The organism is Bradyrhizobium sp. UFLA03-84, assembly GCF_002289535.1.
GTDB classification, from domain to species: domain Bacteria; phylum Pseudomonadota; class Alphaproteobacteria; order Rhizobiales; family Xanthobacteraceae; genus Bradyrhizobium; species Bradyrhizobium viridifuturi.
In genome coordinates this window covers 112,156-133,620 of the sequence record NZ_NSJY01000015.1, presented here as the reverse complement: position 1 = coordinate 133,620, position 21,465 = coordinate 112,156, and the positions used below count along the sequence as shown (strand labels likewise).

Here is a 21,465-nt window from a genome sequence, read left to right as displayed (position 1 = left end):
TGCCTAGCGCCCGCCGTCCGGCCCCATCACCAGGTTCGGCAGCCAGGTCGAGATCTCCGGGAAGAAGCAGAGCATCAGCACCGCGAACATCATCAGCAGCACGAACGGCAGCGTGCCCCAGATCACCTCGCTTAAGGGGATGTCGGGCGCGACGTTGCGGATGACGAAGATGTTGAGGCCGACCGGCGGGTGAATCAGGCCCATCTCCATCACGATGGTCATGACGACGCCGAACCAGATGATGTCGAACTCGGCCGCGCGCAGCGGCGGCAGGATGATCGGCGCGGTCATCAGGATGATCGAGACCGGCGGCAGGAAGAAGCCGAGCACGATCACCATCACGAGGATCGCAAACAGCAGCTCCCAGCGCGGCAGGTGCATCGCAACGATCGCCTCGGCCGCCGACTGCGAGATGTGCAGATAGCTCATCACGTAGGAATAGAGCAGCGACATGCCGATGATCAGCATCAGCATGGTGGATTCGCGGATGGTCGATTTCAGGATCGGCGACAGGTCGCTGGGTTTCCAGACGCTGTAGATCACGGCGATCAGCCCGAGCGCCAACAGGCCGCCGAGGCCGGCGGTTTCCGACGGCGTGGCATAGCCGCCGTACAGCGCGATCATCACACCGGTCAGCAGCAGCACGAACGGGATCACCCGCGGCAGCGCACTGAAGCGTTCGGCCATGGTGAATTCGTCGCGCTGCAGGATCGCGGCGTCCTTGCCGGTCGCGTCATAGGCGGCTTTGGCCATGGCGTATTCCTTGCGGAAGCGGAACACGGCGTAGAGGCCGAACAACGACACCAGCAGCAGTCCCGGGCCGATGCCGGCGAGGAACAGCCGGCCGAGCGATTTCTCGGCGGCGACCGCGAACAGGATCATCGTGATCGAGGGCGGCAGCAGGATGCCGAGCGTGCCGCCGGCGGCGATGATCCCCGCGGCAAAGCCGCCGGAATAGCCGCGCTTGCGCATCTCCGGAATGCCGGCCGAGCCGATCGCCGAGCAGGTGGCGGGCGAGGAGCCGGCCATCGCCGCGAACAGCGCGCAGGCGAACACGTTGGCGACGCCGAGGCCGCCGGGTACGCGGTGCAGCCAGGCGTGCAGCGCCGAGTAGAGATCCTGGCCGGCGCGCGATTTGCCGATCGCCGCGCCCTTCAGGATGAACAGCGGGATCGACAGCAGCGTGATCGAGGCCATCTCCTCGTAGACGTTCTGCGTCACCGTATCGAGCGAGGCCGCCGGCATGTAGATCGCCATGAACACGACCGCGACGGCGCCGAGCGCGAACGCGATCGGCATGCCGGAGAACATCGCAAACAGGGTGGCAAGCCCGTAGGAGATGCCAATACCAAACACGGTCATCGGCGCGCGCCACCCGTCAGCGGAATCAGGATTTGCAGGAGAAGCTGCACGCATAGCAGCGTCATGCCGAGCGCCATCAGTCCGTAGGGGATCGCGAGCGGCGGCGACCACATCGAGTTGGAGACCTGGCCGTCGACATAGGCCTCGTGCGCCAGCGTCCAGGACTTCCAGGCAAAGAACGTGCAGAACGCGAAGCTCGCGACATCGACCAGCCAAAGCCTGATGCTGTTGGCGCGCGGCGAAAGCAGGCCGACGAACGCCTCAATGCTGACGTGGCCGCGCTGGCTCTGCACATAAGCCGACGTCATGAAGGTGGCGCCGACCAAAAGGAACACGGCGGCCTCGTCCTGCCAGTAGTTCGGGCTGTGGAACAAGGCGCGGCCGAGCACGCTGTAGCTCAGGATCGCGCAGGCCGCGATCAAGGCGAGCGCGGCGAACACCACGATGATGTTGTTGCACATGGACAGCGCGCGCCCGAGCAGAGCCACAGGCGAATTGCCCGTGGCCAGGCTCGAGGCTTCGGCCTGATCCGCGACCGGACCATGCATCATGCGGCGACGTCGCTTGCGAGCTTCAGCAGGTTGGCTGCCATCGCGGTCTTGGCGCCGTAGTCCTTCCAGGCGGTGTCGCGCGCGATGTCGCGCCACTTACCGACGGTGGCGGCATCGAGCGCACTGACCTTGGCGCCGGCCTTCTCATAGACCTTGGCCACCTCGGCATCGTCGTCTTGCGCGCCTTTGCGGCCGAACGCTTCGAGCTCGGCGCCGACGGCGAGGATGATGTCCTGCTGGTTCTTCGGCAGCTTGTCGAAGATCGCCTTCGACATCATCAGCGGCTCCAGCATGAACCAGTAGGACGCGCCGGCGCCGGAGGTCAGCGACTTCGCGACCTCCTCGAGGCGGAACGAGATCAGGCTGGTGGAGGAGGTGATGCCGGCATCGCAGGCGCCGGTCTGCATCGCGGCGTAAATCTCGTTCGAGGGTACCGACAGCACCGCGGCGCCGGCGGTCTGCAGCACCATGTCCATCTCGCGCGAGCCGCCGCGCACCTTGAGGCCCTTGGCGTCCTCGGGCGCCACGATCGCCTTGGAACGGCTGGCGACGCCGCCGGCTTGCCAGACCCAGGAGATCAGGAGAATGCCCTTGTCGGCGAGGAAGTCGGAGAGCGCCTTGCCGACCGGCTCCTTCTTCCACCGCAGGCCCTGGTCGTAGGTGGTGACGAGGCCCGGCATCAGGCCGATATTGGTTTCCGGCAGCTCGCCGCCAGCATAGGGCATCGGGTAAAGGCTGAGGTCGAGCGCGCCCTTGCGCATCGCCGAGAACTGCGCGTTGGTCTTGATCAGCGAGGAGTTCGGATAGACCTCGGCGGTGAGGTCGCCGCCCGAGCGCTTGGCGACCTCGGCCGCGAACATCCGGCACAGCCTGTCGCGGAAGTCGCCCTTGTCGATCGTGCCGCCGGGGAATTGGTGCGAGATCTTCAGCGTGGTCGCGGCATGCGCGGTCCCGATGCCCAACCGCAGGATCGCGGGTGCGGCGAGGGCGGAAGCGAGGACGTGGCGGCGTGTGAGCATGGTTCTTCCCCTGAAGAGCTTCTTGAGTGGCTGTTAGGCCGGCGCGGAGTTTTAGCTTAGCCGGTCTTCGCGTGAAACTTCTCTAGTCTGATAGTTCGAGGCGCCCTGATAGTGCGGGCGGACGCGTGGCGACAAGTCCTGGCGGTGAGGAGCTCGCCGATGTTGCGGCGCACACCGCGCGCCAGCCACGCAACCCTCGCGGGTACGCGCCGCGGCAGCTCAAGAATTTGTTATTGGAGGTAACAACGGGCGGCGCACGCGCGTCGAGTAGAGAGCGGCAAGTCGTCGCGCTCACATTCGACCACACAAGGGATCATCATCATGACCACCAAGACCCGCCTCGGCCTTTCCGCCGCGCTGCTCTCGTTCAGCCTCGCGCTCGCGCCCGCCGCCTTCGCTCAGGACAAGATGGGCAAGGACGACGCGATGAAGAAGGAAGACACGATGTCCAAGGATGCCATGAAGAAGGACAGTGGTATGATGAAGAAGGACGACGGCATGAAGAAGGATGGCGGAGCGATGATGAAGAAAGACGACGGCATGAAGAAGAACTGATCGCCGGCATCGCTCATCCTTCACAGGCCTGCCGTGGTGGCGGGCCTGGTTAGGCTTTAGCGCTTCTTCTTGCCGCGCTCCTTGCGCGCCGCATAGCGGGCGTCGCGCTTGGCCTTCTGCTCGGCGAGCAGCGCCTCCTCGCGGGCGGCTTCCTCTTCCTTCTCGCGCGCGATGCGGGCGGCCTCGGCTGCGGCAGCTTCTTCCGCCAGTCGCTTCTGCTCGGCCTTCTCGGCCTCACGGACCTCCTTGGCCTTGGTGCGTCGTTCGGCGATCGCCGCGCGCTCGTCGGCACGTGCCTTCACAGCGGGATCGTCAGCGCCGGGCTGGGCGCGAAACTTGTTGAGGAGGTTTTGCCGCGCCTGCAGGGCCGCCTTTTGGCGGTCGGCAAAACCCGGTTCCTTGAAGCCACTCATAGAGGAAGCCTTGCTGCTTTCTGTTCGGGTGATGGATGGGTTTGGGTTCGGCGCTTCAATAAGTGAACGGCGCAGAAATTGCCAGTGGCGAACGGAGGGCTGTGGAGCAAGGGAGATATGAGCGGATGGCAAACGGCCGATGGCACCCGCTTCGCCACCGACTTGGTGAGTGGTTGGTCACCGAGCCCGCTTGCTCTCAGAAGGTGCCGAAACCCCAGCCGCGCTAAAACTGCTCGCGCCGCCCGCCGCCCAAGGCTTTGGTACCCAAACCCTTGGTACCCAGCACCTTGGCGACCGTCTCGGCAGTCATCGCGTCCCGGTCCGAGGCGCGCTGGGCCTCCAGCCGGTCGCGCGCTTTTTCTGCGATCAAAAGGCTGATCAGCTGCAGCCTGCTGGCCTCGTCGACAGCCTCCGAGAGGAGCTGCCTGTAACGCTGAAAATCGTAGTTCGTTTCCTGTTCGCTCACCGGCACGCCCCGCACACGCGCTCCACTTCCACGAGCAGTTTTTCGTGAGTCGCGCGCGCTCGCAATGGAATTGCAGGGCCGACGGCTGCCCGCGCGCATTTCGTGGTGCGACTGTTGCAGAATTGATCGCACGCAACCGTGCAAACGGTCATGATGCGGGCGATGGCAATTGGGAACCCGAGCCGGCATGAGCGAATCCGAAGACGGAGGCAACCGCCGCGGCGCGTTGATCGGACTGCTGGTCGCGGCGGTCATGCTCGCGGTCGGTCTCTGGCTTGCGCACAACCTGACGGCGGCGAGCAAGATGCAGGACTGCGTGATGTCGGGCCGATCCAACTGTAATGTGATCGAGCCGGCGCGCTGACTGCCTTGCGGCAGTGCAATATCGCTCCCACATCGACCCAAAGACTCGGGCTGAACTGCTTGGTCCCGGTTGTGATTCCGGTCACACGCGGACAGGCGGGTTGCTCATCTAGTCCCAGAGATCGGCGGGAACCAAGGCCATGATATCCAAGCTGTGGTCCGGAAAGGGCGCGGCGCTGGCTGCCGCAGGCGCGGCGGGTGCCGTTTTGATAGCGTATGGGTCCCTCACGCTGGCATCGCCCGAACAGGTGTCCAGCGCGGGGCTGGGCCCTGGATGGCAATGCAGCAGGGTGGCGTTCGTGCTGACCACCTGCACCAGGGCGGACGAGCCGGAGCGCGAGGCCAGGGTTGACGGGGAGGTCAGGGCGATCCCGGTGCGGGCCAAGGACGATTGTCCGCCGGAACCCTAGTCTTCGTGTCTGACGCGTCGGTGCACACGAAGCGGCGCCGATTGGACCCGGAGGGGCTCGCGTCCGAGTCCGCGCGGCAGCGGAATTTCAAATCATTTCTTGGTGGCGCCACGCGGCTTGATGGAGAGGCCGAGGCGCATCGCCATCTTCTTGATTCGCTCCGGCGAACGGCCGGTCGCCTTCACGACCTCCTCCAGCGTCTTGGAGGAGCGCGCCAATTCCATCAGTCGTCGGTCCTCCTTGAACGACCACCGCGGCTTTCTGGCCATCTTGTTGGTATCCTTGTGCATTGCTGGGCAACAAAGCCGCCAGGCGGGGTCGCCTGACGGCCTTGCCGGTGTGGGCCCGGACCTTGGGGAAATGTCCGGTGGATAAGCAATACTGCTTCCGGGTAAGGTCGCAATTGAAACCGGATTTTAACCTAACCCATCAAGGTTACTTGGATGGAGCGTGGCAGGAGGCCTTATGCGCAAGGTCGCCATTTTGAGTGCCGCAGCATTTTTACTGTCCGGTTGCTGGAACGACCCGGAGGTCACGGGCTCGACCAACAGCTGTGCGGCCAATCTTTATAGTCAGTACAATCCCAAGGTCATGGATCAGTGCGTCAACGCCTGCATCAAGTGTGACCGTGGCAACGTCACCACCTGCACGACCTCCTGTACGCTGAAGGGCGCGCGGTAACCGAGCCGCGCGTGCATCCGACGCGAACGGAGCCTCGTGACATCACGCCACCGGGCCGCCTTGCGCCGCGCGAGGAAGGGCTTTATCGCGTCTCAGTCGCGGCGCCGTTGCCGTGCCGGAAACTGAAAGCGTGGAACAGAGCGCGGTGAGCGGGCCTTCCTATGTCGCGGTCGATTGGGGCACCAGCAGCTTCCGGCTCTGGCTGATGAACGCTGGCGGCCAGGTGTTCGGTGAACGCCGCAGCGGCGAGGGCATGACGGTGGCCGCCAGGACCGGCTTTACCTCCGTGCTGCAATCGCATCTGGACGCGCTGGGCGCGGCGGCCAATTTGCCTGTCGTAATTTGCGGCATGGCGGGTGCACGGCAGGGCTGGGTCGAAGCCGGCTATGTCGACACGCCGGCGCATCTCTCCGCCATCCTCAAGGGCGCCGTTATGGTGAGCGGGCAGTCGCATGACATTCGCATCCTGCCGGGGATTGCGCAGCGCAACACCGCGGCCCCCGACGTGATGCGTGGCGAGGAAACCCAATTGCTCGGCGCACTCGGTCTGGACGCGCCGGGCGCGGCTCTCGTTTGCCTGCCGGGCACCCATTCCAAATGGGTGCAAATGCGCGCTGGAACGGTCGAGCGTTTTGCGACCTTCATGACCGGTGAGTTGTTCAGCGCGATCGCGCGTGAAACCATCCTGTCACACGCCATCGCGGGCGCGGACGAGGCTGTCGATACCGAGGCGTTCGGCTCGGCCGTCATGGAGGCGTTCGCTGTGCCGGCATTTTCGGCCAACCTGCTGTTTCGCGTGCGATCGCGGCAACTGCTGTTCGGCGGCAGCGCGCAGGCCGCGCGCGAGACGATCTCGGGCACGTTGATCGGTGCCGAGCTCGCGGCCGGCCTCGCGGAGCGGGAGCGGGCAACGCCGGTGACGCTGATCGCATCGGGCCGCCTGCAACGTCTCTACCAGATCGCGCTGCAACGCCTTTCGATTCCGCTCAACGTCATGGATGCGGAGGAGGCGGTTCGCCGCGGCCTCGCCGGCGCAGCGGCGGCGATCTGGAAGAACTGAGGGATCAAGGCATGAGCATTCCGTTTCCGCCGATGAAGCGTCCGCTGGTCGCGATCCTGCGCGGCGTCAAGCCGGACGAGGCCCTGGGCATCGTGAGCGCGCTGATCGAGGCTGACATGACCGCGATCGAGATTCCGCTGAACTCGCCCGAGCCGTTCCGCTCGATCGAGATCGCGGCGAAGCGCGCGCCCGCCGATGTCCTGATCGGCGCCGGCACGGTGCTGTCAGCCTCGGACGTCGATCGTCTCCATGACGCCGGCGGGCGCCTCATGGTGTCGCCGAACGTCGATGTCGACGTGCTGAGGCGGGCCCACGATTATGCGATGGTCACGATGCCCGGTGTGTTCTCGCCGACCGAAGCGCTGCTCGCCGCGCGCGCCGGCGCTTCGGGCTTGAAATTCTTCCCGGCGAGCGTGCTCGGCGCCTCCGGCATCTCGGCGATCCGCGCCGTGCTGCCGGCGAATGCGATGATCGCCGCCGTCGGTGGCGTCTCGGACCAGAATTTCGCGGAGTATGTGAAGGCCGGCATTCGCGCGTTCGGTCTGGGCGGCAGCCTCTACAAGCCGGGCATGACGGCTGCCGACGTTGCCGCCAGAGCAAGGCTGACGATCGAGGCGTATGACAGGGCCGTGCAGGGCGCGAACTAGCTCTCGATGGCGGGCTATTCGTCGCGCTTGCCGCCATCGATCACCCTGAACAGCGGCGCCGCCTCGCGCGGATTTTCGAGCAGCTCTTCAACCATCGCGATCGCGGCCGCGACGTATTTCTCGGTCGCGGCGTCCAGTGGCCGCGCGGCTTCGTCCGACAGCGCGAGCTTGGCGCCCTCGAGCAGTTTGCGGGTGCGGACGGCGGATTCGTCGCCGGCGGTGAGGGCGGCGCGCGCGATCGATCGCAGCACGAACAGCTCACCCTCCAGCCGCAGCAGGCGGTCGTTCAGCTTGCTCAGCACAGTATTCAGGTTCCGCATGACGTCCTCTCCGGGCGTTGGACCCGTCCTCCATACACGGTCATTCCTGACGAAATTCTTGTGCCGGCCACAAACCGTCCGGTTCGCTGAACGGTATCCGCGCCGTATCCTGCTCCCGGCGGCCCGGGCCGGCGCTATCCAGTGGCGGAGCATTTGTGGAACATCGCGGATGGCCCTAGTAAAGTGGCCGCAATCGGCCGTCCCGGCCGGGCGCCAGGGGCGCATCCACTTCATGCAATGACGACGAGGAACGCTTATGAGGATTGCCGTTGAAACAATCGTCGCCGCGCCGATCGGCGATGTCTGGCGTGCCTACACGACGCCCGACGACATCAAGCAGTGGAACGCGGCTTCCGACGATTGGCACACCACTGCTGCGACCGTGGACCTGCGCGCCGGTGGCGCGTTCTCGTCGCGGATGGAAGCCAAGGACGGCAGCATGGGGTTCGATTTCGCCGGCACCTACACCAGGGTCGAGGCGCCGCAGCTGCTCGAATATTCGTTCGGCGATCGCACTGCGCAGGTTGCATTCACGCCCGAGGCCGGCAGCGTCAAGGTGCAGGTCAGCTTCGATAGCGAGGATACCCATTCGGTCGAACAGCAGCGCGGCGGCTGGCAGGCGATCCTGGATAATTTCAAGCGCTACGTCGAGGCAAAGCGGCGGTCCTGATCCGACCACTGGAGGGTAGCCGTCTCGGCGCGATCGGGATGATGATCAGGAGCAAATGCGATGCGCTTTGTTTTGCCACTTGGTCTGTTGGTCATGCTGACCGCGTCCGCGGACGCGGCGCCACGGCGTCACGCTCATCCACGGCAACCCGCAACCGTTCGCGCGCCTGCGGATGTGACGCCGTCGGCGCGCTTCGCGGTTCCTGGCTGGAGCGACGAGGCGACCCGCCAATGGCTCGACCGTGCCTCGGAGAATGCCGGCCGCGGCGGAGGATAGTTCGATAGCCCGCCGCGCAGATTCAATCGTCGCTGTCGTCTTCAATTCCCCGCGAGTTCGATGCCGAGCGCCCGCTGTATTGTCGGGGAACGCCCGCCGCCCTTCTCGTGCTCACGCCTTCGCTTTCACGCAGTTCCTTGCGTGCGCGGCGCGCGGTTCGCATCGCTCGCTTGATGTTTGCATCGTGTGAGTCCTCGTCGAAGAACAGGACGATCTCGCAGCTCGGACATTGACGCGAGTAACCGTTCTGCAGCCGCTTGGCGCGATCGCGGAAGACATTCTTGCAGCGGGTGCAACGGATCTGGACGGAATCTTCCATAGCGGTCCTGAAGTATCGGCGATCGGCGCACGCTTACAATACTTTGCAGAAGGCAATTCCGGATCAGGAAATCACGAGACGAAGCGCGCCGCAAATCATCGCGGAATGTCACGAACCGAATGCGTCGGGTCGCGCAAGCGCTGCCGGAACTTTGTTCACGCACGGAGAACTACGGAAGCACTCGTGCGCTGAATGATAAAGAACAGGACGCGACTTCAGAGCAGACCGTGAACATCAAAAGAAAAGGCCTCAGCGCGTGGGCCACGCCGAGGCCAAGTTGACACTTTGGTCGTGAGGCACCGTCACCAGCGCCTCGACACTTACCCTACCTTCGTTTCTCTGCAGCTAAATAGCCCATATGGGCCATGATGCCTGGCACAGAACGTGCAGACTTAGGGCGTCAGGATTTTGCATCACCTTCCTGGGGCTAGGAGCAGCGCCGTCCGCGTATATTTCAAGCGGACGGCGTTGTGCATTTTGGCCGCCGGCACGCGGCTCGAGCCACGATCAGTGATCCGTCGGACGGATCTCCAGGTTCTCGATTTTCAGCGGAAGGGTAGCGGGATCCTTGTCATCCAGCGGATGCAACGCGAGCGTGGCGTTCGTGCCGCCGGCAAGAACATTGTCGCCGGCGCCGCTGGCATGCGTATAGCTGCCGGCGAGATCATCGGGGCCGAGCCACGGCACCGGCGCCATCACCTTCCAGGTCAGCGTGACCTCCTGATCGCCGATGAAAACACCGAGGTCGCGAATGGCCGCGACATAGCGGCGGTCCGGCGCGCTGTCGACGTGCAGTACACAGTCGAGATTGGTCACGGGGCCCAGGATGAAACCGGTATCGGGGCCGCCGCGGCACGCGAGCGTTCCGGCCTGCACCTGTTGTGCCTCGGCGGATGCGATGGACGCGGCGAGAGCTGCCGCACCACAGATCGCAAGCACGACCCAATGACGCGTTGTACGCATGGTGCTGTACAACGCCGATCGATGCGCAATCGGTCCACGATTGCGCCCGCGGTCCTCGCTTGTGGTTAAGAGAGTTTTAGAAGCGGGGCTTGCTTGGCGCCGGCGCGACGGGCCCTCACGCGCGATCCGGCGGAGCTGCGGACTACATCCCGCGCACAAGCGCAGCCGACCACCCGGCCGCAGAGTGCTGCGCGCAGGTTTGCCCTGTCTGAAAAACTACGCCGCCGGGCTCGAAATATCGTGTCCCGACGGCGCCCTGTTCCAATCTGGGCCCGCAATCCCAGTCATGATCTGTCTGCACGACCAGCGCCAAGGTTCGAATGCCCCGGAGTCTTACGGGGACTAACGTCTGGCGACCGTCTGGGGCTGGCCATTGACCTTCTTGTGCACGGGCGGAGGTCCGATAGTGGCCCAGACCACCGCCGCGATCACCATCGCAGTGACGATGGCTCCGGCCAGCGGCCGATCGTTGTCCATGTTCTGCGCCCGCTCAGATGTGATGCTCGAGCTTCCGCATCTCCTGCAGGCGAGCCAGGCAAAAATCCCGATACAATTCGTTGATGAAATCCCACATGACCGAATCCCCTTTGGTCCAATATTGGGACGCTACGCCGGGTTTGTTTCCGGCCGGCTTCGTGGCGTCCGGAAAATGGCTTCATCGAGGGGCGGCGGCGCTACGGGCAGGAACGAATCGATTCAGGGCGTCATCGCGCGACATGGCGTTTTCTGCGCGGCCCGGATGCGCGCCTCAAACGCTCGCCGGCTTTCGAAGCGGTGCGGCTGGGCTGGCCGCGCTCGCCGCGCGATACCGGTATCTCATCAGGATGATTGCGATCACGCTCGCGCACATGAACGGGCCAACCGGCCACAACACCAGCGGGAATGCGTATCCCAAGATGAATACAATGCCGACGCCGATCCGGAACACACCACGATTGGAGCCTGGCGCGATCCCCTCGTCCATGTTGGCGTTCATGAGAAAGGCCAACGCGATCGCCAGGATCGGCATGTCGTAGATCGCGAAATAAGGAGAAATGAGCGGCGTTGCGGCAAGCAGGCTTGCGGCCTGCACTGCGGAGCTGACGCGGCGGCGCCACATGATCAGCACCCAGATCGCACAGGCCCACGCGATGGCGATGTGCAACGACATCGCCGGTCCGTAACCGAGGCCCGCAGACCGAAACAGGCCGTAGTTGCTTTGCAATTTATACCAGGGCAGCGCACCGCTGAGGTGAAACTGCGTTGCCGCGAAGGTTGCTGCCTCATGAAATCCCTTGAAAGTATCCCAGCCGAAGATGACGCCCGTGACCAGGATGAGGGCCGGCGCCACGAGGCTGGCTGTGAAGAAAACGCTCCACCGCTTCGTTGCGATCAGCACGAAAGGAAGCAGAACGCCGTATTGCGGCTTGAAGATGAGCAGCGCGAGCAGGAAGCCGCTCAGGAGCGGGCGCCTGTCCAATGTCAGCAGGATGCCACCCAGCAGCGAGGCCGCGAGCAGCGCACTTTGGCCGGCAATGAAATCAAAGAAGACCGGCGGCGCGGCGAGCGCAAGCAGCATTGCGGCGGAACGCGGCCGGATTGCATGAACAACAAGCAGCCAGCACAGCAGCTTTGCCGCGCTCCAAACCCCGAACGCGATCCAGAATGGCAGCAGCGCGAGGGGCGCCAGAACCAGGAAGAAGACCGGCGGATAGAAATACGGCACCGGCGTCTGATCGTAAGAATAGGGGGCGTGAGTGATCGGCTGCAGCTGGATGAGCAGCTGACGCAGTTGCTGCCAATCATAGGCGGTCGCCGCGTGCCCCTCGAGCGCCATCGTGCCCGCGCCCCAGAAACACGAAAAGTCAATTCCGGGGCGGCTGCTGCCACTGACGAACAGTGCTGCGGCAAGGAGTGTGAGGGCCAACAGGATAGCGCAGGCAACTGCCAGCGCCGGGTCGTCCCCCGCTGAAACATCCCAGTTCAGAGTCTTTTTCAACGGACCGGTCATGACCAAGGATGCTTCTGAAAAATAGTTCGCGCGGCTAAAATCGGTGTCGCCATCAGGCAATGTTCAAAAATATTCAAACGCCACGCTAGGGTTTATCCCGGCAATCGGCGATGCAGCAACGATGTTCTGTTCTTAACCTAACCAGCCAAGGCCCAGCTGCCTTGGTCCTGTCCCGGTCGTGATTTTACGGGACTACGGTGTTGATGGCGCGAAGCCCGTTTCGGGAACAGCCACTGGCTCACGTGGCCCGGTGAGCCAAAACCCATCGCAACCTGCTGGGAAGTTTGGAGTGGGAAAATGAACTGGCGATCCCGGCAGGACGGGTACCTACTATCGAAGCAACGACTTAGGCAGGCTCACCAGACCAATGGTTGGGATTGGTTGGTAAAGGCTATTATCGGGTGTGGCTCACCGGCTTTCGGCCAAATCGTCCAACGTGATGACGGGCTTTTTGAGATTGGACTGGTTGAGGCAAGGGGGCCATTTCCGACCCGACGATTTGCGGAGGCGGTGAGGGATCTTGAGGCCGAACCGCCCGACAAGAGACGATGCCCCGCCGCGGCCCTCCAACTGAATACTTCCCCGAACGGATCTCCGGGCCCTAACGAGCAACGCCCCCGGCCGCGAAGCCGAGGGCGCTGAATTCTTTTCTGCATCACCACGCCGGCACCACCCGGCGCATCCACACTACGAGAGAGATCGAACCATGGACGCATCATTTATGCGCGAACCGGCGCTGAAGCGCAACGAAAAAGTTTCGTGGCCCCTGGCCGTAGACTTGCCGACGCACATCGCCGAACAGGTACCGGTGTCCGCCTATGACCTCGAGCTGATGCATCGGCCTGGCATCATCGAGGCCGAGCCGCAAGCGGACCTCAACATCGGCATCCTGCGAGCCCGCGGCAGGCTTAAAGATGCGAAACGGCTGTTTGCCAATCGCGGCTGGGACACACTGCCGAGGAGCGCCAGAGGCCTGAAAATACTTCGATGGGGAGCCGATCATGCATTCATGGCGGCGATGACCAATCAGGAGCGCTCGGTTCGGAACTGGTGTCGCAAATGGGCGCCATGGCTGAAGCCGACCGAACTCGACGCGATCGTCGCTGGAACGCGCACTTCCAACAAACGCTGGTCCGACGATCAGAGCGCGACGGTGCTGAATGTCACAGTGCGCGACCGCACGAACCTCAAGCTGCGCTTCATTGGCGCCTGCGACGATATCAACTACGAGATCCGGGGGGCGTTGCGACGCGAGAAGAACGCTGAGTGCCAACGTAAGCGCCGGGCCGGGAGCAGCACCGGCAAAAAGCGTGGGCGACCGCACTTGGGACTGTCGCCCGAGGAAAGGACGACGCGCATCAAGGCTCAGGACGCCGAGCGCTCAAGGCGATACCGCGCGTCACGGAAAAATGCGTCACCGGACATAAATATATATAGGAAGTGACGGAATTAAGCGTGACGCGGGTATTGATTTCAAAGAAGAAATTGATCCAGATCTATCGCGAGGATTGCGCGACGAAGGCGCGCACGCCGAAGGCCGGCGCAGCCGCTCCGACAAGCGCAGGTGCAGCACCGCATGACCCACCCCTCAGTCGCCCCCTCACACCGCTAGCCCCGGCGGGGCGCCTGTCGGCGCATGAGGTTCGCGCAAGCGCTCACCCGCCGCGCAGCCAGCATGTGGCGAGAGGCTCATTTTTACGATGTAGGGAAGGGGATCGAGCCAGCCGGATAGCACAACGCCGCCCGCTTAAAATACACGCGGACGGCGCTGGCACCGTGCACCAGGAGGGAGAGCAAAATCCTGGCCCATTCGATGCGCGGTGAGTAATCCAAAACTGCTGGGAAGGCGATTCCGGGCGACTCCGGTGTGGCCCCCACGGCGCGATTTCTGGTAGGTGACGGCTCGATTGCCGACATGCCATTTTGGGCGGGACGCCGGTTGCCGACGACGGGGCGGCCCATGAGGCAAATCCCCACAAGCGAAGCGATCATTCTCGTCGCCTTGTTGGTGATATTCGCGCTCGTAGTTTGGTACAGCCCAATGCCGTAAAGCACGCCTATGACAACCTTCACTCACAGGGACGTCCCATTCACCTTGAAGCGCCGGCATGACGATCGCTTCGAGATCACTATTGAGATGGACGGAGAGGTAGCTAACCACACCGCGCGCACGCGCTTGCCTGAGCTGGCAAGGCGTCGTGCCGAAATGCTGATTAATCGGCGGATTAAGCGCAAGCTGAAAGAGAAAATCGGGCCTGCCTAAGGGGCGGCCTATACAGCACGACGAACTCATCAAGGCCTCGCCGCCTTGGCCGGCGCTCCTGTGTGCGCGACGCCGTGTCCATGCCTGTCGCGCGAGCTGCCCGCTACCGCTGCACGGGTCGCGCGCGTCTGGACTTTTTCGGCCCGACCTCGCTCACCGCGCCGTCGGATCTCTTCCCAAGCCTTTACGGCACGGCGCCGTACACGACCGCGAGCGTGAACAACACTAACAGTGCGACCGCGACGACTGCCTCGGTCGGTACTTGCTTTATGGGATTCATGGGTCCCCCTCCGCGCACGCTGGCGTACTAACAATGCATGCCGGACCCGTCACCTACTAGTTCAGATAGGGTATGCTCTATCGAAACCAGCCCTCAGACTGGTTCACAAAATCCATTGACAGCCCTAAGTGAACCGATAATATAGGAACCAACTTAGTGAACTGACGAGGTTTCCAATGTGCTTCATTCGAGCTTATCTCCGCGCCAGCACCGACGAACAAGATGCCAGCCGTGCCCGAGCCCAGGTTGAGGCATTTGCGGCCGATCGCGGCATGCAGATTGCCGCGTGGTACATCGAAAACGAGTCCGGCGCCAAGTTGGCGAGGCCGGAACTGTTTCGGCTGCTGGCCGATGCACACCCGGGTGACGTGCTTCTGATCGAACAGGTCGACCGCTTGTCCCGCCTCGGCGCTGTGGACTGGGAACGCCTCAAGGCCGAGCTAGCGACCCGTAAGGTCCGAGTCGTCGCGTTGGATCTTCCGACAAGTTGGACCATGGCTACGGGCAAGGTCGACGACTTCACTCAGCGCATGTTCGATGCCATCAACGGCATGCTGCTGGACATGCTCGCCGCGATCGCCCGCAAGGATTACGAAGATCGCCGCCGTCGCCAGATGCAGGGCCAAGCCAAGGCGAAGGCCGAGGGCAAGTATGTTGGCCGCCCTGAGAACAAGCGCCGCAACACGCGCATTGCCACCATGCTGGCCGCAGGCACGTCCTACAGCGCGATACAACAAGCCACCGGCTGCAGTCGTGCCACCATCGCGAAGATCGCCAAGCGCGCGCCCAAGGCCGCCTGATGACGAAGGCGCGCCACGCCCACGACGCCGCGGAGCTGTTCCGCCTTCTGCGGCTATTCCGTTCGCTCGATCCTGCCACACGCGCCGTGTTCTAGAGATCGTTGAGTCAATGGCGGCAAACGAAGCGCCGGCTGGCGACAAGGCCAGCCAACCGCCTCGATCCTGATCTGATGCGATCAGGTCGCGTCGTGCTCGTCAACGTGACGCTTCACGGCGTCGCGATCAACGGCGACGACCGCTGTGGCGAGAAAGAGAGAGGCCGCGGCGCCCAGTCCCAGGACAAAATCGACAAACATCTGATGGCCCTTGAGCGCCAGCCCCAGCGTAGCGTTGGCCGCGATCGAGCCGGCCGAAGCCGAATAGCAGCGCATAGGCGGCCTCGCCAGCGCGATTGCGGGCTTATCCGTAACCCAGCTGGGGAGGCCACCAGGCGCGCTCGCCGGGCCGGTCGCTGCAACCCCATTGCCGTTCAGCGCGCCTTCCTGGCCCTCCCTAGGGCCTTCCGGAGACCGGGAAACGTGCGTCGAATGCTAGATCTATGCATGATCCATGCGAGAAATATCGGTTTGTAGAATAGTTATTGACTCGCAACGGGTTTTTGCGCATACTGTGCGCGTCGTCATCGGGGCCACGGCGCCCAGGGCGAACTTTTCATCCATCCGCGCTATCGGATCTTGACGGTCAGGGCACGGCATCCAGTACCTCTGGAGCTGCCCTTTGACTGCGCGTCGACATCACCTATCCAAGCGAAAAGGAACGCCGTGCACCGTTTGTGTGCATGAGCACCGCTCTCTGATCGAAGCGACGCGGATTGCCGGCGCGACCCTCGACAGCATCGCCGCCAAGTACGGCGTCTCGCGTGATGCCGTCCACAGGCACTGCCGGCCCGTCGAGGCCGGCGGGCATCTCAGCGATGATCAGCGGGCCGACTATCTCGCGCAAGTTCCCCTAAAGGAGTTGGCCCAGAAGGCCGCCGCTGAGGGGCTGAACGTCCTCGACTACCTGTCCCTGATCCGGTCGACGTTGATCCAGCAGCTCCAGCTCGCCGCCTCGGTCAACGACCGGAACGGCACAGCCAACATCGCTCGGACTCTGAATGAGACCTTGCGGCAGATCGCCGGCATCACCGGCGAAATGGGCGCGTTGGCCGCCCGAAACATCACGATCAACAACACCACGAACTTCGTCAACAGCCCGATCTTCGCCGACCTTCAAGGAATGCTCATCCGGACGCTCCAGCCCTATCCAGAGGCCCTCGCGCGTGTCGTGGAGGGCCTGCAGCAACTCGAAGCCAAGGCGGCGCCCGTTTCAAATGGCGCGCCCCTGATCGATGCCAAGCCGCTGGAGGCGCACGTCGATGCAGCCTAATTCGCCCACAATCTATGGGCAGCTCGCCGCCGCATTGCAGAACAACTGGCGCCTCACGGCGAGGCCCGAGCAGTTGCCGCCGCCCGGCGATTGGAACGGCTGGCTGCTCATGGCCGGCCGCGGCTTTGGCAAGACGCGCACAGGCGCTGAGTGGGTGCGAGAGTGCGTCGAGGCCAAACTGGCCCGGCACATCGCGCTTGTCGCTCCGACAGCGGCCGATGCCCGCGACGTTATGGTCGAGGGCCCGGCGGGCCTGCTCGCGGTATCCTCTCCATGGTGCAGACCAACCTATGAGCCCTCCAAGCGCCGTTTGACGTGGCCCAATGGTGCGATTGCCTCGACATTCTCGAGCGAGGAGGCTGATCGCCTGCGTGGTCCGCAGCATGATCTTGCTTGGTGCGACGAACTCGGCGCCTGGAACTCCGCGAGCGCTGCCTGGGATATGCTTATGTTCGGCCTACGCCTCGGTCGCCATCCGAGATGGCTCGTCACGACCACGCCGAAGCCGATCAAGCTGTTACGTGAGCTGCTGGCCCGGCAGGACGTGGTGACCGTTCGTGGTTCAACGTTCGACAACTCCGCGAATCTGGCTGGCCCGTTCCTCGAGGCGATCCGTAAGAGGTATGAAGGAACGCGCCTCGGGCGTCAGGAGCTCAATGCCGAGCTACTGAACGATGTGCCCGGCGCGCTCTGGCAGCTCGAGTGGCTCGACCGTGACCGTGTGAGCAAGGCGCCAGAGGATCTGTGCCGCATTGTCGTCGCCGTCGATCCCGCCGTTTCGAACAACGAAGGCTCTGACGAGACCGGCATCGTCGTCGCGGCCCTTGGCCAGAACGGCGACGGCTACGTCCTTGCAGACCTGTCCGGACGATGCGCTCCCCACGAATGGGCGGCCAAGGCCGTCACCGCGTATCGGCAATTCAAGGCCGATCGCATCGTGATCGAGGCAAACCAGGGCGGCGCGATGGCCGAAGAGACGCTGCGGGTGCAGGATCGCAACGCATCGATCAAGAAAGTGCACGCCTCGCGCGGCAAAGTCACCAGGGCCGAGCCCGTCAGCGCTCTCTACGAGCAGCGCAAGGTGCACCACGTCGGGACCTTCACTGCGCTTGAAGATCAACTCACGTCGTTTACCAGCGACTTCGACCGCAGCAGCGCCGGCTTTTCACCCGACCGCCTCGATGCGCTCGTCTGGGCGTTGACGGAATTGATGGTTGGTGCTCCCGAGCCGGCGAGATTCATTAAAGTCAACTACATGGGAAGGTAGTCCGATGAAACCCCAAGACGTGCAAGCCTTTATCGATTCTGTGCACCTAACGAAGCAGGCGAAGGATCTTCCACCGGAGGCCGCAGAGGCACTGCTCGCCGATTTGAAGCGCGGCGCGCGGCCCGGCCCGACACCGACAGATCGGAAGGCCGCCGAGATGACCGCAGGCGAGCAGCGGGAATGGCTCGCGGCCCACCGCAGGCGATTCAATGACTTCTGAAACCATCCGCCCCCGCATCGCCGACCTCGAAGCCGTCATAGCGAGGCACTCGTTCCGCGCCGAACTCGGCAATCCCGATGAAATGAGGATCGTCGCCGAAGCCCGCGATCAGCTCGCGGCGGCGCAACGCGAACTCGCAAACGAAGAAGGATAGACATGGACAGTTCTTACCAATCTGGTTTGACCGCAAATCCTGGCGGTGCCCAGGCCACCGCGACGCCAATCACTCGGACATTTTCGCGCTTCACCACCGTCGCGACCGCCGGAGACTCGGCCGTGCTGCCGAACGCGGGCGGCAGCCTGCAATATACAATCAAGAACGCCGGCTCCAATTCGATGAACGTATTCGCCAACCCCACGGCGAGCGCCCCGATGTCCGGAATTCTGGACTCGATCAACGGCAACTCAAACACGACCCCGTTCGCCCTTGCCGCCGGCAAAGCGGTGAAATTCTTCTGCTGCGCGCCGGGGCAGTGGGACACAATTCTTTCAGCGTAAGGGACCACATCAATGAATGACGCCGCCAAACTGCAGACCACCGTCGACGACGCCGTTGCCGAAGTATCGCGATGGCGCAACACGTGCGCGACGATTGCGCAGATGAAGCTCGATGCCAACGCGATGGTTTCCAGCGCGAAGAAGCGGCGGGCAGAAAACGCTCTCGCGGCGATGCAGGGCGATGCGCAGGCGAAAGCCGCTATCGCGGAGGCACAGACCAACCAAGCGGGTGCTGAAAACTCGCTTGTTGATCTGGACATTGCAGCGGGCGACTCGCAGCTAAAGTTAGAGCAAGCTGTCGTGGTCGAGAAACAGGCCCGCTTAAACCTCGCACAGCATCAGGCCGCCTTGGTCAAGCGTAAGCGCGTTGATGTGGCCGGCCAGCTCGACGCCGCCATCGCCGAGGTGGATCGCTTGTTCAAGGAATACGAACAACTCGGCGGCGATGTGATCGCCCTCGGCGCCTTGCCGACGAACATCATGGGCATGGCGGACCGCGAAGCCGCGGTCGGTTTACGACGCGTCAGGGCTGCGATGCCGCGATGGGTCGAGAAGCTTTATCCCGGCGCCGCTCACGACGAGATGCCACGCGAGCCGCTGGCTGTAACCGAGGCCCAGAACTGGAATCTTAAGGTGGCCGGCGACGTCGTGATCGAATTCGTCGGGAAGCCAGCCGCGTGATGCAGACAAGCGCAGCAGTACGAGAATTCGAGCGCTATGTGCAGAAGCACCGCGCTGAGATAATCGGTCATCAGCGACGGCTGACGCCGGCCGCTTGGCGTCGATTGCGCTTTGCGGCGTCGGCCGATCAGGTTTTTGACCAACTCGAGCTTTTGCACCGGCAAGGCGTCCCGATTGATCTCGCCGAGGTTGACAAGCTGCAGGACGCGAAGGCCCGGGCGCTGCTCTGGCTTCATCAGAAGTGCGCGAAGAGACGATGCTGAAGACCATCCGATCGATATTCATCGCGCTTGCCTGCATGCTGGCGGCGCCGGCCATGGCGCAGACCACACAGAGCTATTCCACCTATGTGCTCGGCCTGCCTGCGGCGTCCACCCTGACCGGCACCGAGAAGATCGCGACCATCCAGGGCGGCGCTTCGAAATACACCACGCCGCAGCAGATCCTGGCGCTGCTGGTTGGCAGCGGCGACTGCACCATCAGCTCATCCATCGTCTGCACCAAGACCAATGGCGTCAACTTCTCGTCCCTCGCCACCACCGCGCCTGGCACCGGCGTCGTCACCGCGCTCGGCAACAACACCAATGCCGCCGGCGGCCTGGTGACCAGCCCGGTTCCGGTCGCCAATGGCGGCACCGGCGACACCGGCACGGGATGGACCACCTTCACGCCGTCTCCGTCATGCGGCACGGCCACGTTCACCGTCGCATCGGCGCGATCGAAAACAATCGGCAAGACGACCTTCATCGAACTGAACATGACGATCACGGCGCTCGGCACCTGCACCAATTCGATCACGATCGCGCTTCCGAACACCGCCGCCTCCAGTGCCGTCATCTCCGGGGCAAATCTCAGAACCGGTGGATTCGCGTATTTCAACTTCGGCACCGGCGGGACTTCTGCAACGTGCATTTTGTCGGCCGGCGCGGCGTACACCGTCAACGACAACGTCGTCTATTCCGGCGTGTACGAGAACCAGTAAACGAAGGGAAACTTGAGAATGGCAACGGGAACGATCAAGAAATGGATCGACGAGCGCGGCTTCGGGTTCGTGAAACCCGACGATGGCGGTGCCGACGTCTTCTTGCACATTTCGGCGCTGCCGCAGGGCGCGCAAATCGAGGTCGGAATGAGACTTTCGTTCGAGGTCGCGCCTGATCCGCGATCGGGCCGTACGCGGGCCCGCGACGTCAGGCTTGACTGCGTGTGACCAAGGTTTTTGACATTCTCGGTTTCGTCGCGGAATTGCACGCGATCGACCGCGACATGCACGAGCTCGGGCCGGTTATAATCCGGAAGGCTTGTCAAATGGTACAGCGCAGGGCCAAGGCCGCGATCGGGCGCGGTCATGAGATGTGGCCGCCGCTCGCACCGTCGACGATTGCCGACAAGGCCGCCAAGGGCTTCCCGACACCGAAGCCGTTGCTGCGCACCGGCGAGTTGCGGGACTCAATCGAGTACGTCGTGCACGGCAACGAGGGCGCGGTCGGCAGTAACTTAGAGGTCGCCGTTTGGCAGGAGCTCGGCACCTCGAAGATCCCGCCGCGGAGTTTCCTGGTCTCGTCGGCGAGCGAAGTCGAGCCCCGAATCCACCGGATGGCGGCGGCCGCAACGCTCTCGATCCTGTCGGGCCATGGTCGTGGCGTGCGCGATGTCCGCGAGTTGGTCCGGATCATCCGGGAGGTTGCCCACGTGGTTCACGAGCAGTTCGACGATCTTCTCGAAGAGGGCGAGGATCCGTACAACGGGGGACGCAAATGATGCTGTTAAAGGACAAATCAGGCGCCGCGAGGCTGATCGAATCCCTCACGCGGGCCGCGCGTGATTTCTCATTGCTGTACGCCTTCACCGACGACGAGAGCGCGAGGGTGCACCTTGCTGGGTATGTCGAGCGCATCCGGCCCGGCATTGTCGAGGCGGTCGGCTCGGATAACGCAGCCACGGCGCTCGACGCCTTTGTCGCCGCGGTAATCGGTGAGAAGCACAGGATCGAAAACGTCGGCGCCTCGCGGGCCTGACCGCA

Annotated in this window: 32 protein-coding genes; 19 read left to right on the top strand and 13 right to left on the bottom strand. The window is 63.4% G+C overall.

All coding sequences use genetic code 11. The features are described 5' to 3' along the window. Nucleotides 1-3 precede the first annotated feature (3 nt). The 3 genes from CK489_RS29290 to CK489_RS29280 are packed head-to-tail and all read right to left on the bottom strand — an operon-like array spanning nt 4 to nt 2,932. Complete coding sequence (locus tag CK489_RS29290) at nt 4-1,362, bottom strand: TRAP transporter large permease (RefSeq protein ID WP_095734798.1); 1,359 nt, start codon at nt 1,360-1,362, stop codon at nt 4-6. Further along, nucleotides 1,359-1,913: a TRAP transporter small permease gene (locus CK489_RS29285; protein WP_050626437.1), complete on the bottom strand. Its 555-nt coding sequence runs from the start codon at nt 1,911-1,913 to the stop codon at nt 1,359-1,361. Before CK489_RS29285 ends, CK489_RS29290 begins: the two co-directional genes overlap by 4 nt. Continuing rightward, entirely contained in the window at nt 1,910-2,932 is a 1,023-nt protein-coding gene (locus CK489_RS29280; protein ID WP_050626438.1) for a TRAP transporter substrate-binding protein, read from the bottom strand. Before CK489_RS29280 ends, CK489_RS29285 begins: the two co-directional genes overlap by 4 nt. A gap of 321 nt (nt 2,933-3,253) precedes the next feature. Here CK489_RS29280 and CK489_RS29275 point away from each other — a divergent pair, with 321 nt between their 5' ends. After that, nucleotides 3,254-3,487, top strand: coding sequence for a pentapeptide MXKDX repeat protein (locus CK489_RS29275; protein WP_095734797.1), 234 nt, complete (start codon nt 3,254-3,256; stop codon nt 3,485-3,487). A gap of 56 nt (nt 3,488-3,543) precedes the next feature. On the opposite strand, the gene CK489_RS29270 is transcribed toward CK489_RS29275, so the two are convergent. Both CK489_RS29270 and CK489_RS29265 read right to left on the bottom strand, forming a co-directional pair. Further along, the gene (locus CK489_RS29270; protein ID WP_095734796.1) at nt 3,544-3,900 is read right to left on the bottom strand and encodes a DUF6481 family protein; all 357 of its coding nucleotides are present in this window, start codon (nt 3,898-3,900) and stop codon (nt 3,544-3,546) included. A gap of 223 nt (nt 3,901-4,123) precedes the next feature. Further along, nucleotides 4,124-4,366 (bottom strand): hypothetical protein, encoded by a 243-nt coding sequence (locus CK489_RS29265; RefSeq protein ID WP_050626533.1) that lies wholly within the window; start codon nt 4,364-4,366, stop codon nt 4,124-4,126. 187 nt (nt 4,367-4,553) lie between these two features. Between CK489_RS29265 and CK489_RS41900 the strand changes: the two genes are divergently transcribed. Beyond that, nucleotides 4,554-4,730: a hypothetical protein gene (locus CK489_RS41900; RefSeq protein WP_167350129.1), complete on the top strand. Its 177-nt coding sequence runs from the start codon at nt 4,554-4,556 to the stop codon at nt 4,728-4,730. Between the two features lie 501 nt (nt 4,731-5,231). Here CK489_RS41900 and CK489_RS29255 read toward each other — a convergent pair. Continuing rightward, on the bottom strand, nt 5,232-5,408 hold the full coding sequence (locus tag CK489_RS29255; RefSeq protein WP_021079279.1) for a hypothetical protein: 177 nt from the start codon (nt 5,406-5,408) through the stop codon (nt 5,232-5,234). A gap of 196 nt (nt 5,409-5,604) precedes the next feature. Between CK489_RS29255 and CK489_RS29250 the strand changes: the two genes are divergently transcribed. The 3 genes from CK489_RS29250 to CK489_RS29240 all read left to right on the top strand — a co-directional run bounded on the left by CK489_RS29250 (nt 5,605) and on the right by CK489_RS29240 (nt 7,527). After that, a complete protein-coding gene (locus CK489_RS29250; RefSeq protein WP_050626442.1) occupies nt 5,605-5,820 on the top strand; it encodes a hypothetical protein in 216 nt (71 codons plus the stop codon). A 145-nt stretch (nt 5,821-5,965) separates the two neighbouring features. Beyond that, nucleotides 5,966-6,880, top strand: a complete 915-nt coding sequence (locus tag CK489_RS29245) for a 2-dehydro-3-deoxygalactonokinase (RefSeq protein WP_095734874.1) — start codon at nt 5,966-5,968, stop codon at nt 6,878-6,880. Nucleotides 6,881-6,891: 11 nt separating this feature from the next. After that, entirely contained in the window at nt 6,892-7,527 is a 636-nt protein-coding gene (locus CK489_RS29240; RefSeq protein ID WP_095734794.1) for a 2-dehydro-3-deoxy-6-phosphogalactonate aldolase, read from the top strand. 14 nt (nt 7,528-7,541) lie between these two features. On the opposite strand, the gene CK489_RS29235 is transcribed toward CK489_RS29240, so the two are convergent. Then, a complete protein-coding gene (locus CK489_RS29235; protein ID WP_095734793.1) occupies nt 7,542-7,847 on the bottom strand; it encodes a hypothetical protein in 306 nt (101 codons plus the stop codon). A 256-nt stretch (nt 7,848-8,103) separates the two neighbouring features. Here CK489_RS29235 and CK489_RS29230 point away from each other — a divergent pair, with 256 nt between their 5' ends. Then, the gene (locus tag CK489_RS29230; RefSeq protein ID WP_050626445.1) at nt 8,104-8,517 is read left to right on the top strand and encodes an SRPBCC family protein; all 414 of its coding nucleotides are present in this window, start codon (nt 8,104-8,106) and stop codon (nt 8,515-8,517) included. Between the two features lie 298 nt (nt 8,518-8,815). On the opposite strand, the gene CK489_RS29220 is transcribed toward CK489_RS29230, so the two are convergent. The 4 genes from CK489_RS29220 to CK489_RS29210 all read right to left on the bottom strand — a co-directional run bounded on the left by CK489_RS29220 (nt 8,816) and on the right by CK489_RS29210 (nt 12,065). Further along, a complete protein-coding gene (locus CK489_RS29220; protein ID WP_050626447.1) occupies nt 8,816-9,112 on the bottom strand; it encodes an OapC/ArvC family zinc-ribbon domain-containing protein in 297 nt (98 codons plus the stop codon). Nucleotides 9,113-9,619: 507 nt separating this feature from the next. Beyond that, nucleotides 9,620-10,087, bottom strand: coding sequence for a DUF992 domain-containing protein (locus CK489_RS29215; protein WP_244485941.1), 468 nt, complete (start codon nt 10,085-10,087; stop codon nt 9,620-9,622). A gap of 330 nt (nt 10,088-10,417) precedes the next feature. Beyond that, on the bottom strand, nt 10,418-10,552 hold the full coding sequence (locus CK489_RS42680; RefSeq protein WP_283807315.1) for a hypothetical protein: 135 nt from the start codon (nt 10,550-10,552) through the stop codon (nt 10,418-10,420). A gap of 271 nt (nt 10,553-10,823) precedes the next feature. After that, on the bottom strand, nt 10,824-12,065 hold the full coding sequence (locus CK489_RS29210; RefSeq protein WP_245350539.1) for a glycosyltransferase family 87 protein: 1,242 nt from the start codon (nt 12,063-12,065) through the stop codon (nt 10,824-10,826). A gap of 706 nt (nt 12,066-12,771) precedes the next feature. On the opposite strand from CK489_RS29210, the gene CK489_RS29205 reads away from it, so the two are divergent. From CK489_RS29205 to CK489_RS29190, 3 genes are all read left to right on the top strand, one after another. Then, nucleotides 12,772-13,509, top strand: a complete 738-nt coding sequence (locus CK489_RS29205) for a hypothetical protein (RefSeq protein ID WP_095734791.1) — start codon at nt 12,772-12,774, stop codon at nt 13,507-13,509. A gap of 615 nt (nt 13,510-14,124) precedes the next feature. After that, nucleotides 14,125-14,328 carry a hypothetical protein gene (locus tag CK489_RS29195; protein ID WP_095734789.1) on the top strand — a complete coding sequence of 68 codons (204 nt, stop codon included), beginning with the start codon at nt 14,125-14,127 and terminating at the stop codon, nt 14,326-14,328. 456 nt (nt 14,329-14,784) lie between these two features. Further along, nucleotides 14,785-15,408, top strand: coding sequence for a recombinase family protein (locus CK489_RS29190; RefSeq protein ID WP_095734788.1), 624 nt, complete (start codon nt 14,785-14,787; stop codon nt 15,406-15,408). A gap of 176 nt (nt 15,409-15,584) precedes the next feature. Here the strand turns inward: CK489_RS29190 and CK489_RS29185 are convergent, their stop codons facing one another. Continuing rightward, entirely contained in the window at nt 15,585-15,779 is a 195-nt protein-coding gene (locus tag CK489_RS29185; RefSeq protein WP_095734787.1) for a hypothetical protein, read from the bottom strand. Between the two features lie 346 nt (nt 15,780-16,125). Here CK489_RS29185 and CK489_RS29180 point away from each other — a divergent pair, with 346 nt between their 5' ends. Genes CK489_RS29180 through CK489_RS29170 form a run of 3 tightly spaced genes read left to right on the top strand, consistent with a single transcriptional unit; the run spans nt 16,126 to nt 18,263 of the window. Then, nucleotides 16,126-16,776 carry a hypothetical protein gene (locus tag CK489_RS29180; RefSeq protein ID WP_143278264.1) on the top strand — a complete coding sequence of 217 codons (651 nt, stop codon included), beginning with the start codon at nt 16,126-16,128 and terminating at the stop codon, nt 16,774-16,776. Then, nucleotides 16,766-18,043: a DNA-packaging protein gene (locus CK489_RS29175; protein ID WP_095734785.1), complete on the top strand. Its 1,278-nt coding sequence runs from the start codon at nt 16,766-16,768 to the stop codon at nt 18,041-18,043. Before CK489_RS29180 ends, CK489_RS29175 begins: the two co-directional genes overlap by 11 nt. Before the next feature lie 4 nt (nt 18,044-18,047). After that, complete coding sequence (locus tag CK489_RS29170) at nt 18,048-18,263, top strand: hypothetical protein (protein ID WP_095734784.1); 216 nt, start codon at nt 18,048-18,050, stop codon at nt 18,261-18,263. Here CK489_RS29170 and CK489_RS41505 read toward each other — a convergent pair. Beyond that, a complete protein-coding gene (locus CK489_RS41505) occupies nt 18,250-18,390 on the bottom strand; it encodes a hypothetical protein (protein ID WP_158226520.1) in 141 nt (46 codons plus the stop codon). The two genes, CK489_RS29170 and CK489_RS41505, sit on opposite strands and share 14 nt — an antisense overlap. A 29-nt stretch (nt 18,391-18,419) precedes the next feature. Between CK489_RS41505 and CK489_RS29165 the strand changes: the two genes are divergently transcribed. Genes CK489_RS29165 through CK489_RS29135 form a run of 7 tightly spaced genes read left to right on the top strand, consistent with a single transcriptional unit; the run spans nt 18,420 to nt 21,460 of the window. Continuing rightward, entirely contained in the window at nt 18,420-18,761 is a 342-nt protein-coding gene (locus CK489_RS29165) for a hypothetical protein (RefSeq protein ID WP_143278263.1), read from the top strand. Between the two features lie 12 nt (nt 18,762-18,773). Further along, on the top strand, nt 18,774-19,442 hold the full coding sequence (locus tag CK489_RS29160) for a hypothetical protein (RefSeq protein WP_095734782.1): 669 nt from the start codon (nt 18,774-18,776) through the stop codon (nt 19,440-19,442). Continuing rightward, nucleotides 19,439-19,705, top strand: a complete 267-nt coding sequence (locus CK489_RS29155; protein ID WP_143278262.1) for a hypothetical protein — start codon at nt 19,439-19,441, stop codon at nt 19,703-19,705. The genes CK489_RS29160 and CK489_RS29155 overlap by 4 nt, the downstream gene beginning before the upstream one ends. Then, nucleotides 19,699-20,424 (top strand): hypothetical protein, encoded by a 726-nt coding sequence (locus tag CK489_RS29150; RefSeq protein WP_095734780.1) that lies wholly within the window; start codon nt 19,699-19,701, stop codon nt 20,422-20,424. Before CK489_RS29155 ends, CK489_RS29150 begins: the two co-directional genes overlap by 7 nt. 18 nt (nt 20,425-20,442) lie before the next feature. After that, nucleotides 20,443-20,652 (top strand): cold-shock protein, encoded by a 210-nt coding sequence (locus CK489_RS29145; protein ID WP_095734779.1) that lies wholly within the window; start codon nt 20,443-20,445, stop codon nt 20,650-20,652. Further along, entirely contained in the window at nt 20,649-21,203 is a 555-nt protein-coding gene (locus CK489_RS29140) for a phage virion morphogenesis protein (protein WP_095734778.1), read from the top strand. Before CK489_RS29145 ends, CK489_RS29140 begins: the two co-directional genes overlap by 4 nt. Next, the gene (locus CK489_RS29135; RefSeq protein WP_095734777.1) at nt 21,200-21,460 is read left to right on the top strand and encodes a hypothetical protein; all 261 of its coding nucleotides are present in this window, start codon (nt 21,200-21,202) and stop codon (nt 21,458-21,460) included. Before CK489_RS29140 ends, CK489_RS29135 begins: the two co-directional genes overlap by 4 nt. Nucleotides 21,461-21,465: the final 5 nt, after the last annotated feature.

Coding starts and splice junctions, on each gene's coding strand:
- CK489_RS29170 (WP_095734784.1), top strand. CDS start 18,048: ATGAAACCCCAAGACGTGCAAGCCTTTATCGATTCTGTGCACCTAACG.
- CK489_RS29195 (WP_095734789.1), top strand. CDS start 14,125: ATGACAACCTTCACTCACAGGGACGTCCCATTCACCTTGAAGCGCCGG.
- CK489_RS29270 (WP_095734796.1), bottom strand. CDS start 3,900: ATGAGTGGCTTCAAGGAACCGGGTTTTGCCGACCGCCAAAAGGCGGCC.
- CK489_RS29205 (WP_095734791.1), top strand. CDS start 12,772: ATGGACGCATCATTTATGCGCGAACCGGCGCTGAAGCGCAACGAAAAA.
- CK489_RS29290 (WP_095734798.1), bottom strand. CDS start 1,362: ATGACCGTGTTTGGTATTGGCATCTCCTACGGGCTTGCCACCCTGTTT.
- CK489_RS29190 (WP_095734788.1), top strand. CDS start 14,785: ATGTGCTTCATTCGAGCTTATCTCCGCGCCAGCACCGACGAACAAGAT.
- CK489_RS29285 (WP_050626437.1), bottom strand. CDS start 1,913: ATGATGCATGGTCCGGTCGCGGATCAGGCCGAAGCCTCGAGCCTGGCC.
- CK489_RS29230 (WP_050626445.1), top strand. CDS start 8,104: ATGAGGATTGCCGTTGAAACAATCGTCGCCGCGCCGATCGGCGATGTC.
- CK489_RS29165 (WP_143278263.1), top strand. CDS start 18,420: ATGGACAGTTCTTACCAATCTGGTTTGACCGCAAATCCTGGCGGTGCC.
- CK489_RS29185 (WP_095734787.1), bottom strand. CDS start 15,779: ATGCGCTGCTATTCGGCTTCGGCCGGCTCGATCGCGGCCAACGCTACG.
- CK489_RS42680 (WP_283807315.1), bottom strand. CDS start 10,552: ATGGACAACGATCGGCCGCTGGCCGGAGCCATCGTCACTGCGATGGTG.
- CK489_RS29280 (WP_050626438.1), bottom strand. CDS start 2,932: ATGCTCACACGCCGCCACGTCCTCGCTTCCGCCCTCGCCGCACCCGCG.
- CK489_RS29235 (WP_095734793.1), bottom strand. CDS start 7,847: ATGCGGAACCTGAATACTGTGCTGAGCAAGCTGAACGACCGCCTGCTG.
- CK489_RS29275 (WP_095734797.1), top strand. CDS start 3,254: ATGACCACCAAGACCCGCCTCGGCCTTTCCGCCGCGCTGCTCTCGTTC.
- CK489_RS29145 (WP_095734779.1), top strand. CDS start 20,443: ATGGCAACGGGAACGATCAAGAAATGGATCGACGAGCGCGGCTTCGGG.
- CK489_RS29150 (WP_095734780.1), top strand. CDS start 19,699: ATGCTGAAGACCATCCGATCGATATTCATCGCGCTTGCCTGCATGCTG.
- CK489_RS29210 (WP_245350539.1), bottom strand. CDS start 12,065: ATGACCGGTCCGTTGAAAAAGACTCTGAACTGGGATGTTTCAGCGGGG.
- CK489_RS29255 (WP_021079279.1), bottom strand. CDS start 5,408: ATGGCCAGAAAGCCGCGGTGGTCGTTCAAGGAGGACCGACGACTGATG.
- CK489_RS29135 (WP_095734777.1), top strand. CDS start 21,200: ATGATGCTGTTAAAGGACAAATCAGGCGCCGCGAGGCTGATCGAATCC.
- CK489_RS29240 (WP_095734794.1), top strand. CDS start 6,892: ATGAGCATTCCGTTTCCGCCGATGAAGCGTCCGCTGGTCGCGATCCTG.
- CK489_RS29220 (WP_050626447.1), bottom strand. CDS start 9,112: ATGGAAGATTCCGTCCAGATCCGTTGCACCCGCTGCAAGAATGTCTTC.
- CK489_RS29160 (WP_095734782.1), top strand. CDS start 18,774: ATGAATGACGCCGCCAAACTGCAGACCACCGTCGACGACGCCGTTGCC.
- CK489_RS29175 (WP_095734785.1), top strand. CDS start 16,766: ATGCAGCCTAATTCGCCCACAATCTATGGGCAGCTCGCCGCCGCATTG.
- CK489_RS41900 (WP_167350129.1), top strand. CDS start 4,554: ATGAGCGAATCCGAAGACGGAGGCAACCGCCGCGGCGCGTTGATCGGA.
- CK489_RS29250 (WP_050626442.1), top strand. CDS start 5,605: ATGCGCAAGGTCGCCATTTTGAGTGCCGCAGCATTTTTACTGTCCGGT.